Origin of the sequence: Streptomyces sp. 142MFCol3.1 (assembly GCF_000424945.1) — a bacterium.
Classification (GTDB): domain Bacteria; phylum Actinomycetota; class Actinomycetes; order Streptomycetales; family Streptomycetaceae; genus Streptomyces; species Streptomyces siamensis.
On the sequence record NZ_AUKV01000013.1, the window covers coordinates 247,061 to 262,077 of the forward strand.

The following is a 15,017-nucleotide window of genomic DNA, read 5'->3' on the forward strand; positions in this document are numbered from 1 at the left end:
GACGGCCGCCGCCGGCGCGTCCGGTACGGGAAGGCCCGGGTCCGTGAGGGAGCCCGGGCCTTCCCCATGTCCGCCCGCGGTGTCAGCCGTTGGCGAGTGCCTGCACCCGGTCGAGGGCTCCGTTGAACTTGTCGTGGTCGCCCACCGTCGGTCCGGACGACGTGTACTGCCACATCGTGTAGTAGGACCAGCCGGCCGGCAGGGTGCCCGGGGTGGAGGCGTAGCGGGCGATCCACAGCGGGTTGGCCGAGGCGAAGCCGCCGTAGTTGCCGGTGCAGTCGACCCACCAGCTGGTGGCCGTGTAGATCACGGCGTCCCGGCCGGTGCGGGCCTTGTACTGGGCGAGGAAGCTGCTGATCCAGCTGACCATCGCGCTCTGCGTCTTGCCGTAGCAGGCGGCGCCGTACGGGTTCCACTCGATGTCGAGGACACCGGGGAGCGTCTTGCCGTCACGGGACCAGCCGCCGCCGTGGTCGACGAAGTAGTTGGCCTGTGTGGCGCCGGTCGTCGTGTCGGGCGTCGCGAAGTGGTAGGCGCCGCGGATCATGCCGATGTTGTACGAGCCGTTGTACTGCTGGGCGAAGTACGGGTTCGTGTAGTACGTCCCCTCGGTCGCCTTGGTGTAGGCCCACTTGACCCCGCTGTTCCACAGGGTCGACCAGGCGACGTTGCCCTGATGGCCGGAGACGTCGACGCCTTCGGTCTGGGTGGCGTCGCCGCTGTTGGGGGTGCCGCCCTGGCCGTCGTGCGCGACGACACCCATGCCCATACGGGCGGTGCCCCGCGCCGGGGTGTCGGCGGCGGACGAGGGGAGTGTGCTGAGCGAGGAGAACGCGGCGAGCAGGATTCCTACCGCGAGCAGACGCAGGCGGTGGGCCGTTCCGGATCTGTGCACGGGCATGTGCGTGCCTCCGAAGGGGCTCGATGGAGCTCGGTGGGGGGGAGTGCGCGGGCATGCGCGCCGCCGTGGCACTGGGGAGTCAGGCCTTCGTCGGCCTGGAATGGCGTGCGCATGCCAGTGAGTGCCTGATAAAGAAGCTACGCACGTAGAGCGCGGCGTGGGAAGAGGGGTCGGAGGCTGCCGTTGGTCTACGCCTGCGAAATACTGACGGAGCTGCGGCAATGGCGAGTTCTGGCGGAAACTTTCAGGATCGGGAAACCGGGTCAGGGGTGCTGACGTGCACGACAACGGAAACGGCGGCGGGCAGCGTGTCGAATCCGCGGCGTCGGGAAGTGGTGTGGACCAGGAGTTCCCGGCACTGGAGCGCGAGTTGACGGTGTTCCTGCGGCGTGCACGCGCCTCCTCCGGCGAGATGGCCCGGGAGGTCCATCCCGACCTGGAGTCCTCGGCGTACGGGCTGCTGTTCCGGCTGGAGGAGTGCGGCCGGCAGCGCGCCACGGAACTCGCCGCGTACATCGGTGTCGGCAAGGCCACGATGTCGCGGCAGCTCCGCGCCCTCGAAGAGCTCGGCCTCGTCGGCCGCGAGCCGGACCCCGCCGACGGCCGCGCCTGGCTCGTCCACCTCACCGACGAGGGGAGGGAACGCTTCCGCAAGGTCCGCGAGGCCCGCCGGGCGCGCTACGTCCGCCAGCTCGCGGACTGGGACCCTCGCGAGGTCGCCGAACTCGCCCGTCTGCTGCACCAGCTGAACACGGGCATGGAGCAGCGCTAGGGGCGTACTTCGGGGCGTCCCGGTCACCTGAGCCCGCCCTGACCGACGGTCATCGCCGCGCCCGGGCGCCGGCGGAGGGTTCCGTGCCGGCGACTCCCCTCCCACCTCCCAGGTCCCGGAGAAGGGCGACTCCTCTCCCAGGTCCCGGAGACGGGCGACTCCCCTCTCAAGTCCTGGGGTCCGGGCCGAAGCCCCGGGCCCAGCCCCGGTCCCCGGGCCCCGGCCCGGACTTTTCTGCCCGGGCCCGCGTCCCGGCCCGGACCTCCCCGCCGGGCCCCGGACCCCGCCCGCGTCCCCGGCCCCGTACCCCGCCCGCGTCTCTGCCGGGCCCCGCGTCCCGGCCCGGACTCCCCGCCGGGCCCCGTACCCCGCTCCGCGTCCCCGCGGGGCCCCGCTCACAGCTCCACGTACACGATCGTCGCGTCGTCGTGCGTCTTGCTCCGGCGCAGATGTACCCGCTCCTCCGCGTCCGCGGCCTCCAGGGCCCGTACGCGGTCGACGAGGGCCTGCGCGCCCTCCTTCCGCACGAGGGCCAGCAGTTCGGACCAGCCGCCCGCGCGGAACTTCTCCGTCCAGCGGGTGGCGCCGTCCGTGAGCGCGGCCAGGGCGCGGACCGAGTCCCGCGGCAGAGCGCCCGTCACCGCGCGGGAGGCCACCGAAGGATCCGCCGCCGCCGTGAAGAAGCCGCCCTCCATGTTGCGCACGGTCGCGTCGGCGACCGCGTCCGTGGCGAGGAAGGCGCGCGGCAGGCGGGACAGCCGGTCGTCCAGCAGCGCCGTCACCTCGCCGGTGGGGGACTCCACCAGCAGGGCCGAGTCCGACAGGACCAGGTACTCCACCTCGGTCGCGGACCACCGGACGAGGACCACGGTTGCCTGGGGCGTGCGCGGGTGAGAAAGGTCACATGTGCCGACGTGGAACTCGGCCACCCTCCGAATGGCACGCGACAGGATCTCGGTCAGGGTCAATTCCCTGAGCGAAACGGACAGTTCGGTCAGGGCGCCGCCGAGTCGGGCGGAGAACCAGGAGACGGAATGCAGACAGCCGTACTCACCCTGGGGAGGTGTCACCCCGTCGAGGATGACCAGTGAACCCCCTTGTCCCGAGGCGGGAAGTCCGACCGACGCGAAGTCCTCATTGGGGCGGCCCGGGTCGCCCGGTTCCGAGACGAGTTCAGTGCGCATCCAGCCAGTCTGCACGAGCCCTTCACAAGGCCCACGAAAGGGCGACATCGGTTGCCCGACGCCTGCGGACCAGCAGCTCAGGCGTCGGGTTTGGCATGGAATGATCGACTCCGGGAAGGCGTGGCGGCGAATACTGCCAAAGGGCGTCGCCGACGTCCAACCGGCCCGCCGCACGAGGCGTCGGCGGGTGGCGGGGGAACTTGCCCGCCAACTCCCGTCCGGGGTTCACTCCTTCGAGTGGCGGGTCAGATGATGCGGGACCACTGCCCACCGGCACTGGGAGGGTCGGGGCCGTACCGGGCGGACGCCGCAGTTGACGGGATGTCACCCGGGCCCATGGGTTAACGAGTCAGGAATGCGAGCACCGGTGCAGAAGACGCGGCCGAGGCGAACAGGCAAGCAGGCGGCCACCGGGCCCTCCGGGCCCTCGGGCCCATCGGCGGGGGCCGCCGCCGGCGACGGCGCCGACTCGGCGGGCCGGGGGAGGCGCGCCCACGTACGCAACCGGCTGATCGTCGCCGTGGCGGTCGTCGCGGCCGCCATCGCCGGCGCGGGAGCCCCGACCGTGCTCGCCGCCTCCGAGCAACTGAACGACTCCCAGAACCTCGTGACGCTCGCCCAGCGGACCCAGCAGGCGCTGACCCTCGCGCACTCGCTGGCCGACGAGCGCGACGAGGTCACGTCCTACGTCGCCGGGGGCCGGCCGAAGGACAAGGCACCCTCGGAGCAGCGCAGCGCCCGGGTCGACCGGCAGGTCGAGGAGCTGCGAGCGGACGAGGACGCCCCGGCGACCCTCCTGAAGGACCTCGACGGCATCTCCGCCCTGCGCAGGTCCGCGCTCACCGGCAAGAGCACCGCCCTCGAAGCGCACCAGGCGTACTCCGCCGCCATCACCGAACTCCACGCCCTCGCCGAGGACCTGGCCGACCAGCTGCCGCCCCGCTCGGGCTCCGGCGCGCACGCCCTCGCCGAACTCGACTCCGCGGTGCAGCAGTCCGCCGCCGCCCGGGGCCTGCTCCTCGCGGCCCTCGGTGTCCCGCGCTCCACACAGACGGTCATCGACCCGGCCACCGGTCTGCCGACCACGACCAGCAGTTCGTCGGCCGCCGACACCAAGCAGCGGGACGCGCTGAGCGCGGCGGCCCAGCAGGCCCGCCTCCGCTCGGACGCGGCCCTCGCGGACTTCCGGGAGACGGCGCCGAAGAGCGCCAAGGCGTCCTACGACTCCACGGTCACCGGACCGGACGTCGGCACCGCCGACCGGTACCTCGCGCGCCTGACCGACCAGCCGACGCTGTCCGGCGCCGAACTCGACACGTCCGTGAAGAAGCTGGACGCCGCACTGTCCGCCCGTATCGAGCTGATGCGCGGCGCGGAGGCCTCACTCAACGAGCACCGCACCGAGGACCTCGAACAGCTGCGTGACGACGACGTCACCGCGCTGGAGATCCGTATCGCCCTGATCGGCACGCTGCTGCTCGTCGCGGTCGGCGTCTCGATGGCCATGGCCCGCTCGCTCACCCGCCCGCTGGCCGTGCTCCGCCTGGGCTCCGCCCGGCTCGCCGCCGACCCGGGCACCGACGAACCGGTCAAGTTCACCGGCCGCAACGACGAGTTCGCCCAGGTGGTCCGCTCCGTCAACGCGCTGCACGCGCACGCGGCCGGACTCCACGAGCGGCTCGCCACCCTCGAGGGCGACCGCAAGCACCTCATCGGCCAGCGCCAGCTGATGGCCGACGAACGCGACCGGCTGCGCGGCGAACTCGCCGAGGCCGCCACCCACCTGGAGCAGGTGCGCGGCACCATCCACGGCACCTTCGTCAACCTCGCGCTGCGCACGCTCGGCCTCGTCGAGCGTCAACTCGGCGTCATCGAGGGCCTGGAGGACCGCGAGCAGGACCCGGACCGTCTCTCCACACTTTTCAAGCTGGACCACTTCGCCACCGTCATGCGGCGGCACAGCGAGAACCTGCTGGTCCTCGCGGGCGCCGAGCACGTCCAGCACCACGCGGGCCCGGTCCCGCTCGTCGACGTCGTCCGTGCCGCGGTCAGCGAGATCGAGCGCTACGAGCGTGTCCGGATCGCCGCGCTGCCGCCGCACGCCCACATCGCCGGTTTCGCCGCCGACGACATGAGCCACCTGCTGGCCGAACTGCTGGAGAACGCCACGTCGTTCACGCCGCCCGACCTCCCCGTCGAGGTCTCCGGCTGGCTCCTGGAGAGCGGCGAGGTGATGCTCTCCGTGCAGGACGAGGGCATCGGCATGACGTCGGAGCGGATGACCCAGCTCAACGACCGCCTCGCCGCCTTCGACCCCGAGGACGCGTACGACCAGGAGAGCGGCGAGGGCCTCGGCCTCGGCCTGTACGTGGTGGCGCGGCTCGCGCACCGGCACGGTGTGCGGGTGCAGCTGCGCGAGCAGAAGCAGGGCGGCGTCGCCGCCGTGGTCGTCCTCCCGAAGGCACTGCTCGCCGCCGCGCCCTCCGCGGCCGTCCCCACCACCGCGCGGCACGTCGGGGGCGCGCCCTCGGTGACCCTCCCCGGAGCGGACGCCGAGGCCAACTCCAACGTCCTGCGCGGGCGTGCGGCGCTCACCGCCTCGGACCCCGCCGGGGACGAGGACCCGCTGATCGCCGCGGCCCAGGCGGCCGTCCGCGAGGCCGACACCGAATCCCGGCCCGAGGACACCGATCAGCCTCAGGACGCCGACCGGTCGCAGGACGCCGTCGCTCCGGAGCCGGAGCGGACGCCGGAGCCGGAGCAGGCGCCCGAGGCGCCGGCCGCCGCCGAGCAGCACCGCGTGCCCGGACCCCGGCGCGAGGCCGAACCCCGGATCGCGCCCGAGGCGGACTTCGCGGACACGTCGGCACCCGGGCCGACCCCCGAGACCACGATGGAGCTCCTGCTCCCGTTCCCCCCGGCCGAACCGCCGGCGCCGGAACCGGCCACGCCCGGGACCGGAGCGTCCGAGACCGCGGCCCTCGCGCCGGAGCCCGGACCGGCCACGCCCGGGACCGGAGCGCCCGAGACCGCGGCCCCCGTGCCGGAGCCCGGACCTGTGGCGCCCGAGCCGGAGCCCGAGCCCCGGGCGGAGACCTCCCGGACCACGGGAGCGGCACCCCGGTTCACCGGCCCCGCCGCCGGCACCGCCCAGGACGGGGACGGAACCGCCCAGGCGGCCTCCGACCCGTACGCCATAGGCCCGGACACCCACGAGCGGGTGCCGGACGAGACCCCGCGGATCACCGACAAGGGCCTGCCCAAGCGGACGCCGAAGATCTCCGCGCCCGCCCCGGCCCCGCGCCCGCGCACCGGCGGTGTGGACGCCGAGGCACTGCGGCGCAGGCTCGGCGGCTTCCACCGGGGCGCCGTCGAGGGCCGCCGCGACGTGGAGGCGGAGATCGCCGAACGCACCACGGAGACCAACGCGCCGCAGACGCTCAACGCGCGAGACGTAGAAGCATCGGGGGGCACCGTCGAGGAGGCAAGCAGTTGACCGCGCCCAGTACCTTCGGCCTGAGCAGTGAGGCCCGCAATCTGCACTGGCTGCTGACGAACCTCGTCGAGGAGGTGCCGGGACTCCTGTCGGTCGCGGTCGTCTCCTCCGACGGGCTGCTGCTGCTCTCCTCCGACCCCGGCAGGAACGCCGAGGCCCGGACGGCGGAGACGGAGCGCCCCAGCGGCCCCAAGGGATCCTCCGCGGACCTCGCCACCATCGTCTCCGGCATCGGCAGCCTGACCATCGGCGCCGCCAAGCTGATGGACGCCGGCGGGGTGAAGCAGACGATGGTCGCGATGGACGAGGGCAGCCTCTTCGTCATGTCGATCAGCGACGGTTCGCTGCTCGGGGTGCACGGTTCTCCGGACTGCGACATGAGCGTGGTGGCGTACCACATGGCGCTCTTCGTCGGCCGCGCCGGACATGTGCTGACCCCCGAACTGCGCAGTGAACTCCGAAAATCCCTTGAGTCCGACTCGATGGGGAGTACCCGATGAGTACGTCGAGCAGTACGTCCGCCGCGGCCCGGCTCCCGGTGCGCGGCGGCGATCGCAAGCCCGCCCGCGTACGGCCCTATTCGCTCACGGGCGGCCGGACCCGCTTCGGGCACGTCCTGCTCGTCGAGACGTTCGTGGCGGCGCTGGAGGCTCCTGAGGAGCGCAAGGAACTCACCGACGGCCGGCCCGCGTACCGGGTGATGCCCGAGATGCGCGCCATCGTCGAACTCTGCCGCCGGATGCGGACGGTGGCCGAGATCGCCGCCCTCCTCAGGATGCCGCTCGGCGTGGTCCGGGTCCTCCTGAGCGACCTGGCGGACCAGGGAAAGATCCGCGTGTACGGAACAGGTCACGGCCCGGGACAGCCGGACCGCGCTCTGCTGGAAAGGGTGCTGAGTGGACTCCGTCGTCTCTGACGCCGCCCCTGGCGTCGCCCCTCTCCTCGACGACGAGGAGAATCTGCAGGCCTGGCAGACGGATCGCACCCGCGCCCCGATCGCCACCAAGATCGTCGTCGCGGGCGGCTTCGGCGTGGGCAAGACCACGCTGGTCACCGCGGTCTCCGAGATCCAGCCCCTCCAGACGGAGGCGCTGATGACACAGGCCAGTGAGGAAACCGACGACCTCACCGGTACGCCGGACAAACTGACCACCACCGTGGCCATGGACTTCGGCCGCATCACGCTCGACGACGACCTGGTGCTCTACCTCTTCGGTACGCCGGGCCAGCAGCGGTTCTGGTTCATGTGGGACGACCTGGTGCGCGGCGCGATCGGCGCGGTGGTCCTCGCCGACACCCGCCGCCTGTCGGACTGCTTCCCCGCACTGGACTACTTCGAGAGCTGCGGACTGCCGTACGTCGTCGCCGTCAACCACTTCGACGGCAGCGAGCGGTTCGAGCCCGAGGACGTGCGTGAGGCCCTCACGGTACCTCCGCACATACCTGTCATGATCATGGACGCGCGTCGCCGGATCTCGGTCGTGGAGACCCTGCTGGCCCTGGTCGGCCACGCGCTCGAAGTAAGCCCCGAATAGGGACGCCTAGGTCCTAGGAGAAACAAGCCGCATGCGGAAGATACTCGTCGTCGGAGCCGGTCAGTCCGGACTCCAGCTCGCCCTCGGCCTCCAGTCGCGCGGGTACGAGGTCACCCTGATGTCGAACCGGACGGCGGACGAGATCCGTGCCGGCCGTGTCATGTCGACGCAGTGCATGTTCGACACGGCCCTGCAGCACGAGCGCGATCTCCAGCTGAACTTCTGGGAGTCCCAGGCCCCGAAGATCGAGGGGCTCGGCGTCTCGGTCGCCGCCCCCGGCTCCTTCGACCCGGGCCCCTCGCAGCGCGCGATCGACTGGGTGGGCAAGCTCGACGGGTACGCCCAGTCGGTCGATCAGCGGGTCAAGATGGCCGGCTGGATGGAGACGTTCGCCCAGCGCGGCGGCCAGCTGGTCATCCACGGCGCCGCGGTCTCCGACCTCGACTACTTCTCCCGCACCTACGACCTGGTGCTGGTCTCGGCCGGCAAGGGCGAGCTGGTGTCGATGTTCGGCCGCGACGCCTCCCGCTCCCCGTTCAGCGAGCCGCAGCGCGCCCTCGCCGTCGCCTACGTGCACGGTCTGGGCCCGCGCCCCGAGCACCCGGACTTCGACGCGGTCCGCTGCAACCTGGTCCCCGGCGTCGGCGAGCTCTTCGTGATGCCGACCCTGACCACCTCCGGCCGCGCCGACATCCTCTTCTGGGAGGGCATACCCGGTGGCCCGCTCGACGCCTTCAACGGCGTCAAGGACCCCGCCGAGCACCTCTCCCTGACCCTGGAACTCATGGAGCGGTTCACGCCCTGGGAGTACGCGCGCGCCACCAAGGTCGAACTGACCGACGCGAACGGCACGCTGTCCGGGCGCTACGCCCCGACCGTCCGCAACCCGATCGGCAGGCTGCCCGGCGGCGGCCTGGTACTCGGCGTCGCCGACGTGGTCGTGGCGAACGACCCGATCACCGGCCAGGGCTCCAACTCGGCCTCCAAGTGTGCGGCCGCGTACCTCGCTTCGATCCTCGAACAGGGCGACAAGCCCTTCGACGAGGAGTGGATGCAGGCCACCTTCGACCGCTACTGGGACACCGCCCAGCACGTCACGAAGTGGACCAACGCGATGCTGGGCGTGCCGCCGGAGCACGTCCTGAACCTCATCGGCGCCGCCGGCCAGCTCCAGCCCGTGGCGGACCGTTTCGCCAACGGCTTCGACAACCCGGCCGACTTCGAGAACTTCTTCTTCGAGCCGGAGAAGGCGGAGGCGTACCTGGCGTCGGTCGCCGGGGCGTGACATCCGACCGACCGCAAGGCCCCTGGACACCACGTCCCGGGGCCTCCGGGTCTTGATCAGGTCACGCGAGGTTGACGGTCAAGGGGGCCGCTCGCGGGCTTCTTGATCTGGATGTCGTCGACCTTGTACGTATTCGCGTCGCCGTCGTCGTCGACGCGGACAACCTTGGCGGAGCCGACCGTGCCGCCCTTCGGAATGCTCGCGAGACCGACGGTGTACTTCTTGCAGGTGAACGGCCTGCACGGCCGTGGGCGCACCGCTCCGAGCCGGAGAAGGCCGAGGCGTCCCCGGCGCCGGTCGCTGGGGTCGCCCGATCGTCGGCCGCGGGCTACAGCGTGTTGTTGTTGCCCGTGTCCGAGCCCTTCGTCGCCTGTGCCGGGAGCTTCGGCGGGGTGTAGTGCCGCAGGGGCTTGCCTGCGGGGTCGGGGCGGACCGCGCCGAGCAGCGGGTTCGCCGCGATCGGTGACACCTTCACGTTGGTTCCCGGCCGCGGCGCCTGCACCACCATGCCGTCGCCCAGGTAGAGGGCGACATGGGTGGCCTCGGGGAAGTAGATCACCAGGTCGCCGGGGCGCAGCTCGCTCAGCGGGATCCGCGGCAGCCGCGCCCACTGCTCCTGGCTGGTCCGGGGGATGGGATCCCCGGCGTGGACCCATGCCTGCGAGGTCAGCCCCGAGCAGTCGTACGACTTCGGGCCCTCGGCACCCCACACGTACGGCTTCCCGATCTGTCGCACGGCGTACCGCACCGCTTTCTCGCCCTCCCGCGACGGCGGCTTCTCGCTGCTGAGCGAGCCCGAGGCCAGGAACTTCTTCTGCGCCTCGGCCACGCCCGACTTCTCGAACCTGTCGAGCTCGGCGAGCTGATCGGCGCTCAGCGAGGCCAGCAGGTCCTGCACCGCGTCGAGCCGCTTGCTCACATCGTCGCGTTCCTTCTTCTGCCTTTCGGCGAGGCCGAGTTGCGTGTCGAGCGCCTTGCGGGCCGCGAGCGCCAGCGTCTGCGTGCGCTTCTCGCTCCCCGTCACCCGCTGCACCGTCTCGGCGCGCTCCAGCGACAGCTGCCCGAGTACGTGGCCCTGGTCGAGGGCGTGCTGCGGATCGCGGGCGAGCAGCAGCCGCACGTACGAGGAGATATCGCCGCTGCCCTGGTACTGCTGGCGGGCCAGCCGCCCCGCCTCCCCGCGGCTGTCGTGCAGGGACAGGCGGGCCCGAGCGAGGTCGGCGTCGAGCCGGGTGACCTCGGCGCGCTGCTTCTTCAGCTTGTCCGCGGTCGCGTTGTACGTCTCGGTGGCGCGTTCCGCGTCCCGGTACAACCGCTGAAGGTCCGTCAGCAGCTGGGCGACAGAGCGCTGTCCGGCGGTACTCGCGGACGTGTCCGCCTTCCTGCCCGTGCCCGTGCCCGTGCCCGTGCCCGTGCCCGTGCCCGTGCCCGTGCCCGTGCCCGGGCCCGGTTCCGGGACGGCCGCCGCCGGGGCCGGCGCGAGCAGCGTCCCGGCCGCGACCGCCGCCGTACAGACCAGACGCAGAAGCCTTCCTGACACGTCATCACCTCCGGAGCCGGGGTGGTACCTCCACCTCGCACCGGCAGGATGGGACGAGCGCATCCCGATCGCGCGCAGACTGGCCGCTTCGGCCCAAGAAGGTCACTCGTCGGCATGGGGGCCCGGCGTGGCGCCGCCGGCCGTCTCCCCGCTTTTGCCCTCGGCCCCGGTCGCGGTCCCGCTCTTGTTCTTGGACCACGGCCAGACCGGCCCGCGCCCCCGCTTCCCCTCGGGGTCGTACTCGTACTTCCAGCCCTGGTGCAGCCCGAGCCGCTTGCTGCGGCCCGCTTCCACGCGCCGGTAGACGAGCACGGTGGGCGGGCCGCCGTCCTTGTCCGGCACCGGGACGCGGTAGGTCTTCGGCGGATGGCCGGTCGGCCCGAGCAGGACCGGCAGCACCCGCCCGTCGAGGGGGCCGCCCACGAAGGGGGTGTCTTGGCTCTTCACGCCCCCAGTGTCACAAACGCCGCGGTCACGCCGGTCCATGAGCGCCCCGGCCGCGGCGGCACGCGCGTCACAGCAGGTGCGCGGCGTCACCGAGCACCGGGATCACGCGGCGGGCCAGCGAGCCCACCGCCCCGTCCGCCGTCTCCATGGCCAGCGCCGCCTTCACCACCGCCGCGGTCTGCGCGTCCCTGCCCGCGCCCGCCGCGAGCGTCGCGACGAACTGCTCCACGAGCCAGTCCCGCAGCTCGTCGAGCGGCGGCTCCTTGTCCTCGTCGAGCCAGATCAGTGAGGCGGCCTCCACGGCGGTGATCCACATCCGCACGGTCATGCGCAGCCGCGGCCCGGGGTCGCGGACGGCCAGATGATCGAGGATGTGCCGGGCGGCGGCCCGGCGCACCCCGTCCACGATGGCCGTGGTCCGTGACGTCTCCACGACGCTGCCGCCCTGGAGCAAGGCGCTGAACCCGGCGTCGTGCTCGTCGACGAAGGAGAGATAGCGGTCGAGCGCCCGCCCGAGCCGCTGGGTGAGCGGCCCCTGCGGCGGCTCCGCGAAACACTGCTCCAGCTCCGTTGCGGCGGACCGGAGGGCGGCCTCGTACAGCTGTTGCTTGCCGCCCGGGAAGTACCGGTACACCAAGGGCCGTGACACCCCGGCCGCCTCCGCCACGTCGTCCAGGGAGACCTCCTCGGGCGCTCGCTGGGCGAACAGCGAGAGCGCCGCGTCGAGGAGCTGGCTGCGCCGTTCCTCGACGCTGAGCCGACGGTATGCGGGGGTGGGCGCCTGCGAGGTCATGTCCGGCAGCGTAACCGGACAGCGACGGACAGCCCTCCCGCGCCCGCGACGGCCCCGGGGCGGAACGCCGGTACAGAGGCTCGCGGCGGCCTCGCGTCGAAGTGCTGGTACAGACGCGGACCGGCCCGCGTCGAAGTGCTGGTACAGACGCGGACCGGCCGTGTCGAAGTGCCGGTACTGACGCGGACCGGCCCGTGTCGAAGTGCCGGTACAGGCGGGCGGGCCCGTGGCCCCAGGGGCCGCCGGACCGCCCGGCCCGAGGCGCCCCGCGCGTGATGCTCGGCGCAGCCCGGGCGGGTGCCCGTACGGCGGGAGAACGGGGGTCAGGCCAGCAGGCCGGACGACTTCCACAGCCGGCGCCCGGCGCCCCGCAGCACGCCGATGTCGTCGAGGAAGTCCGTCAGCCGCTTGGCGCCGGTCTGCATCACCTCGCGGCGGTGACCACTGGCCTTGACCTGGGCCAACGCCTCGCGCTTGTTGAGTCCGACGTTCGTGTAGACCTCGGGATTGACGAAGGCGACCGAGAAGACGCGTGCGAACTCGCCGGAGGTGAGCCGCGTGAACTCCTGTGACCAGCGCGGGGCGGTCACCATCTGGCGCCGCAGCTCCTCCCGCGCGTAGCGCACGTGCCGCGCCTCCTCCACCACGTGGATGCGGGTGACGCCGCGGATGAGGGTCTGCACCCGCTCGTCCGGGAAGGTCAGCCGCTGCATCCAGTCGAGGATCTCCTCGCCGAGCAGCGTGGCCGTGAAGGACCCGGGTGTGGTCGAGATGGTCTTGAAGAGTCGCCCGAGGTTCTGATGGGCGCGGCTGACCGGGTAGTACGGCGTTCCGCCGCGGGTGATCAGCCGGGCGAACATCTTCGAGTGCCGGCACTCGTCCTCGATCTCGGTCAGCGCATAGCGCACGTGCGCGCTCGTCGCCGCCTTGTCGTAGATGTGCCGCACCAGCAGCTGCATGAGGATGATCTCGAACCAGATCCCCAGCGACGCCAGGGCCGCGGACTCGTGCTGTGAGAGCGCGATCCGCTGCTCCTCGCTCATCCGCCGCCACAGCGGGGTGTCGTACAGGGACACCAGCTCCGGGGGCCAGAACCACTTGCCCTTCTCGAAGGGCGCCTCCCAGTCCAGTTCCCTGTCCGGATCGAAGGAGTGCTTGGCGGAAGAGTCGAGCAGCCGCTCGGCCACCTGTTCCCGGTCCTTGAGCCGACCGAGCGCGTCTCGGAGACCATCGAGTGCGTCTTCCGTCACCGTCGTCATGACTGTTCCCACCTCGTCGTACGGGATCCACAGGAGTTACCGGCGGTCACGTCTTATGAGACTGCTTGTCAGCAAGCTCGTCAATCCCCTGCGCGCGACTTGTTGACGACGCGTCTACCCCGTGTGAGCCTGCGATGTATGTCCACTCATGAGCTGTACGCGAAGGACGCGGGGGATCCCCACTGGGAGGTTCCGGCCTCCGGGGCGGCACGTTTCAGCTGGGAGTACGACGACGGTCGCGACCGGCTGCTCGCCCTCTACCAGAAGGGCAAGGACAAGCAGTGGGACGGCCAGAAGCGCATCGACTGGGCGCTGGAGGTCGACCCGCACGACCCGCTGGGCACCCCCGACGAGTCGATGACGCTGTACGGAACCCCGTACTGGGCGAGGCTCACCGACCGGGACAAGGGCGAACTGCGCATGCACTACGCCTCCTGGCAGTTCAGCCAGTTCCTGCACGGTGAACAGGGCGCGATGGTCTGCGCGGCGCGCATCGTCGAATCGGTCCCCGACCTCGACGCCAAGTTCTACTCGGCCACCCAGACGATGGACGAGGCCCGGCACGCGGAGATCTACGCGCGCTTCCTGCACGAGAAGATCGGCATGCTCTACCCGATCAACGACAACCTCCAGGCGCTCCTCGGCGACACCCTCCGCGACTCCCGCTGGGACATGCCGTACCTCGGGATGCAGGTCCTGATCGAGGGGCTGGCCCTCGCCGCCTTCGGCATGATCCGCGACACCACCGACAAGCCCCTGCCGCAGCAGATCCTCGCCTACGTCATGCAGGACGAGGCCCGGCACGTCGCCTTCGGCCGCATGGCCCTGCGCGACCACTACCGGCAGCTCTCCGACCCCGAACTGCGCGAGCGCGAGGAGTTCGTCATCGAGGGCTGCTATCTGATGCGGGACCGGCTGCGCGGCACCGAGGTCCTGGAGAACTTCGGCATCCCGAAGGCCGAGGCCGAGGAGTACAGCGAGCAGTCCGAGTTCCTGCACCTGTTCCGCCGGCTGCTCTTCAGCCGCATCGTCCCCTGCGTCAAGGACATCGGCCTGTGGGGCAAGCGTCTTCAGCAGGCCTACGTCGACATGGGCGTCTTCGAGATGGGCGACTCCAACCTGGACCTGCTGATGGCCCAGGACGAGGAGATCGCCGAACAACTGGACGCGCGGCGGTTCGCCGAGGAGGAGAGGGAGCGCGTCGCCGAGGTGGCGGACGCCGTCGAGCAGGGCGCGCAGTCCTGACCGGCCGGACCGGGCCCGCCGGCCCGCCGCATCGACGGCGCCGGCCCCCGCGTCGCGTACCGAAGGCGCCTAGCCCTGCGGAGGGAACGACGTCCGCAGGGTGAAGGCGTGCGCCGTCGGCCCGTGCTCACGCAGGTGGAGGAGGCGGGCCTCGGCCTCCCGCACGGTCGGCCGGTGACCCGCGGGGACCCACCACAGCGCCGTCACCGCCTCGTCGAGGCGTTCGAACCACTCGCGGCGGCGGGCCGGCAGCTCACGGTGCTGCCCCTGGTACATGAACGCGGTCAGCGCGTTCGGATCGCGCCAGGTGGACATGTTGACGATCAGCCAGTCGTCCCCGAACACGGGTACGTCCGTCGCGTTGCCCGACTCGCTCTGCAGCCTCCAGACGAAGCCGTCCGCCGTGTCCGCGACGGCGTTCACCGGGTCGAGCGCCTCCACGAAGTCCTTCAACTCAGCCGAGTCCAAAGGGGCCTTGAGACGGGCGATGTTCACCTGGGCGAGCTCGTGCACGGCAGGGGACCGAGTCATGACCGAACGTCAGGTCGCCGTGGGCGCCC

The 15,017-nt window shown here is 71.6% G+C and carries 15 protein-coding genes; 7 read left to right on the forward strand and 8 right to left on the reverse strand.

What is annotated here, in order from left to right; all coding sequences use genetic code 11:
• Positions 1-82 precede the first annotated feature (82 nt).
• Positions 83-901: a lysozyme gene (locus tag H305_RS0121115; RefSeq protein WP_028802130.1), complete on the reverse strand. Its 819-nt coding sequence runs from the start codon at positions 899-901 to the stop codon at positions 83-85.
• 277 nt (positions 902-1,178) lie between these two features.
• Here H305_RS0121115 and H305_RS0121120 point away from each other — a divergent pair, with 277 nt between their 5' ends.
• Positions 1,179-1,673 carry a MarR family winged helix-turn-helix transcriptional regulator gene (locus H305_RS0121120; protein WP_028802131.1) on the forward strand — a complete coding sequence of 165 codons (495 nt, stop codon included), beginning with the start codon at positions 1,179-1,181 and terminating at the stop codon, positions 1,671-1,673.
• Between the two features lie 395 nt (positions 1,674-2,068).
• Here the strand turns inward: H305_RS0121120 and H305_RS0121125 are convergent, their stop codons facing one another.
• On the reverse strand, positions 2,069-2,857 hold the full coding sequence (locus H305_RS0121125; RefSeq protein WP_028802132.1) for a protein phosphatase 2C domain-containing protein: 789 nt from the start codon (positions 2,855-2,857) through the stop codon (positions 2,069-2,071).
• Positions 2,858-3,212: 355 nt separating this feature from the next.
• Here H305_RS0121125 and H305_RS0121130 point away from each other — a divergent pair, with 355 nt between their 5' ends.
• The 5 genes from H305_RS0121130 to H305_RS0121150 are packed head-to-tail and all read left to right on the forward strand — an operon-like array spanning position 3,213 to position 9,173.
• Complete coding sequence (locus tag H305_RS0121130) at positions 3,213-6,353, forward strand: nitrate- and nitrite sensing domain-containing protein (protein WP_078629154.1); 3,141 nt, start codon at positions 3,213-3,215, stop codon at positions 6,351-6,353.
• On the forward strand, positions 6,350-6,853 hold the full coding sequence (locus H305_RS0121135) for a roadblock/LC7 domain-containing protein (RefSeq protein WP_028802134.1): 504 nt from the start codon (positions 6,350-6,352) through the stop codon (positions 6,851-6,853). The genes H305_RS0121130 and H305_RS0121135 overlap by 4 nt, the downstream gene beginning before the upstream one ends.
• Entirely contained in the window at positions 6,850-7,269 is a 420-nt protein-coding gene (locus tag H305_RS0121140) for a DUF742 domain-containing protein (RefSeq protein ID WP_028802135.1), read from the forward strand. Before H305_RS0121135 ends, H305_RS0121140 begins: the two co-directional genes overlap by 4 nt.
• A complete protein-coding gene (locus H305_RS0121145; RefSeq protein ID WP_028802136.1) occupies positions 7,250-7,888 on the forward strand; it encodes a GTP-binding protein in 639 nt (212 codons plus the stop codon). The genes H305_RS0121140 and H305_RS0121145 overlap by 20 nt, the downstream gene beginning before the upstream one ends.
• 31 nt (positions 7,889-7,919) lie before the next feature.
• Entirely contained in the window at positions 7,920-9,173 is a 1,254-nt protein-coding gene (locus H305_RS0121150; protein ID WP_028802137.1) for a styrene monooxygenase/indole monooxygenase family protein, read from the forward strand.
• 56 nt (positions 9,174-9,229) lie between these two features.
• Here H305_RS0121150 and H305_RS0121155 read toward each other — a convergent pair whose 3' ends face one another.
• From H305_RS0121155 to H305_RS0121175, 5 genes are all read right to left on the reverse strand, one after another.
• Positions 9,230-9,430: a hypothetical protein gene (locus tag H305_RS0121155; RefSeq protein WP_028802138.1), complete on the reverse strand. Its 201-nt coding sequence runs from the start codon at positions 9,428-9,430 to the stop codon at positions 9,230-9,232.
• Between the two features lie 71 nt (positions 9,431-9,501).
• Entirely contained in the window at positions 9,502-10,713 is a 1,212-nt protein-coding gene (locus H305_RS0121160; RefSeq protein ID WP_028802139.1) for a C40 family peptidase, read from the reverse strand.
• Positions 10,714-10,815: 102 nt separating this feature from the next.
• Complete coding sequence (locus tag H305_RS0121165) at positions 10,816-11,160, reverse strand: hypothetical protein (protein WP_028802140.1); 345 nt, start codon at positions 11,158-11,160, stop codon at positions 10,816-10,818.
• A 67-nt stretch (positions 11,161-11,227) separates the two neighbouring features.
• The gene (locus H305_RS0121170; RefSeq protein WP_028802141.1) at positions 11,228-11,953 is read right to left on the reverse strand and encodes a TetR/AcrR family transcriptional regulator; all 726 of its coding nucleotides are present in this window, start codon (positions 11,951-11,953) and stop codon (positions 11,228-11,230) included.
• Between the two features lie 323 nt (positions 11,954-12,276).
• Positions 12,277-13,212 carry an AurF N-oxygenase family protein gene (locus tag H305_RS0121175; RefSeq protein ID WP_028802142.1) on the reverse strand — a complete coding sequence of 312 codons (936 nt, stop codon included), beginning with the start codon at positions 13,210-13,212 and terminating at the stop codon, positions 12,277-12,279.
• Between the two features lie 138 nt (positions 13,213-13,350).
• Here H305_RS0121175 and H305_RS0121180 point away from each other — a divergent pair, with 138 nt between their 5' ends.
• Positions 13,351-14,457, forward strand: a complete 1,107-nt coding sequence (locus H305_RS0121180) for a ferritin-like domain-containing protein (protein ID WP_028802143.1) — start codon at positions 13,351-13,353, stop codon at positions 14,455-14,457.
• A gap of 69 nt (positions 14,458-14,526) precedes the next feature.
• Here the strand turns inward: H305_RS0121180 and H305_RS46675 are convergent, their stop codons facing one another.
• The gene (locus H305_RS46675) at positions 14,527-14,988 is read right to left on the reverse strand and encodes a DUF3291 domain-containing protein (protein ID WP_107440072.1); all 462 of its coding nucleotides are present in this window, start codon (positions 14,986-14,988) and stop codon (positions 14,527-14,529) included.
• Positions 14,989-15,017: the final 29 nt, after the last annotated feature.

Coding starts and splice junctions, on each gene's coding strand:
- H305_RS0121115 (WP_028802130.1), bottom strand. CDS start 901: ATGCCCGTGCACAGATCCGGAACGGCCCACCGCCTGCGTCTGCTCGCG.
- H305_RS0121125 (WP_028802132.1), bottom strand. CDS start 2,857: ATGCGCACTGAACTCGTCTCGGAACCGGGCGACCCGGGCCGCCCCAAT.
- H305_RS0121130 (WP_078629154.1), top strand. CDS start 3,213: ATGCGAGCACCGGTGCAGAAGACGCGGCCGAGGCGAACAGGCAAGCAG.
- H305_RS0121140 (WP_028802135.1), top strand. CDS start 6,850: ATGAGTACGTCGAGCAGTACGTCCGCCGCGGCCCGGCTCCCGGTGCGC.
- H305_RS0121150 (WP_028802137.1), top strand. CDS start 7,920: ATGCGGAAGATACTCGTCGTCGGAGCCGGTCAGTCCGGACTCCAGCTC.
- H305_RS0121170 (WP_028802141.1), bottom strand. CDS start 11,953: ATGACCTCGCAGGCGCCCACCCCCGCATACCGTCGGCTCAGCGTCGAG.
- H305_RS0121175 (WP_028802142.1), bottom strand. CDS start 13,212: ATGACGACGGTGACGGAAGACGCACTCGATGGTCTCCGAGACGCGCTC.
- H305_RS0121180 (WP_028802143.1), top strand. CDS start 13,351: ATGTCCACTCATGAGCTGTACGCGAAGGACGCGGGGGATCCCCACTGG.
- H305_RS46675 (WP_107440072.1), bottom strand. CDS start 14,988: ATGACTCGGTCCCCTGCCGTGCACGAGCTCGCCCAGGTGAACATCGCC.